General features: G+C 50.3%; 1 protein-coding gene and 1 pseudogene. Both read left to right on the forward strand.

The window, feature by feature from the left end; all coding sequences use genetic code 11:
• Positions 1 to 227, forward strand: a 227-nt coding sequence (locus tag AC1QQ2_RS14110; RefSeq protein WP_479713610.1) for a hypothetical protein, incomplete at its 5' end; no start/stop codon positions are given.
• Between the two features lie 38 nt (positions 228 to 265).
• Positions 266 to 1198, forward strand: a pseudogene (locus AC1QQ2_RS14115) (portal protein); the annotation flags it as partial.

Below are 1198 nucleotides of genomic sequence, written 5' to 3' on the forward strand. Positions count from 1 at the left end.
CAAACTCTGTGATTGACAACATTTTGTATGGTTCTCGAACGGCAAACGCTAATGCAGAACTTGGGCAAATTCTTTCGCTAACTGGCGAAGAGCGCGATGCAGCAATCAACGCTCTTATGCTTGAAGCGCAGGCGCAACGTCAGAATACTCGTGCGCAGAATGCCGTAAATACGCTTATCCAACTTGGCTTCAAGGGTTCCATTCCCGCAGTAACTAGCCAGCAGTGAGGAACACAATGGACAAAAAAGATTTACTTGAAGACCTCATGGAAGGCGAAGAACTGTCGCTGGATGATGAGGATGATGGCGAAGAAGAATACAATGAACTGCGCCCGAAAGAGCGTGAGGAAATTGAGGCCATTGTTCAGGACGCAATTGAGAACGCTGTTTCGTTCGTAGAAGGCGAAATCTCTCAACGGCGCATCATTGCCCAGCGTTACTACGATGGCGAAGTTGACATTGGACATGAGGACGGGCGCTCTAAGGTTGTCGCAACCAAAGTGCGTGGCATCGGCTGAACAGGCAACGGCTTTCATTGACTACCAGTTCAACCGTCATGACGGATACAAAATCCTGCAAGACGTTTCGCACGATGCGCTGATCAAGAAACAGGGCATCGCTAAAGCGTATTGGAAAGAATACGATGAGGCGAAGTTCTATAGCTTCACCGACTTGAGCGACGAAGAACTGCAACTGCTCTTAGACGACGAAGACAACACGCTTGTTGAGCAGATGACAGAAATGTCTGTTGAGATTGACGACATGGGTATGCAGGTTGAAATGCCTCGCCACTCCGTCAAGATCAGCCGCATGGAAACCAAGGGCGATATGTGCATTGAAAGCGTGCCGCCTGAAGAGTTCTTCGTAGACCGTGACGCTCGTAACTTTGACGATGCTTACGTTGTGGCCCATCGCACTGAGATGCGCATTGGCGACCTGCTTGGCATGGGCTTTGAGTATGACGATCTGAAAGACCTTGATAACGGGTCTGGCGGGTCGGCAATGGCTGACGCCGAAATCTTTGAACGTCAGGACTATCTCGAAGACGTAAACTCAGACAACAAGCTAGACCCAGCAATGCGGGTCGTGACTGTCACTGAGGCGTATATGCGCATCGACATTGATGGAACTGGTGCACCTGCGCTTCATAAGTTCCTGTGTGGCGGCACCAACTACAAGCTGCTGGCGTATGAGCCTTG

The sequence above is a fragment of the Aestuarium sp. genome (genome assembly GCF_023253315.1).
GTDB lineage: Bacteria > Pseudomonadota > Alphaproteobacteria > Rhodobacterales > Rhodobacteraceae > Marivivens > Marivivens donghaensis.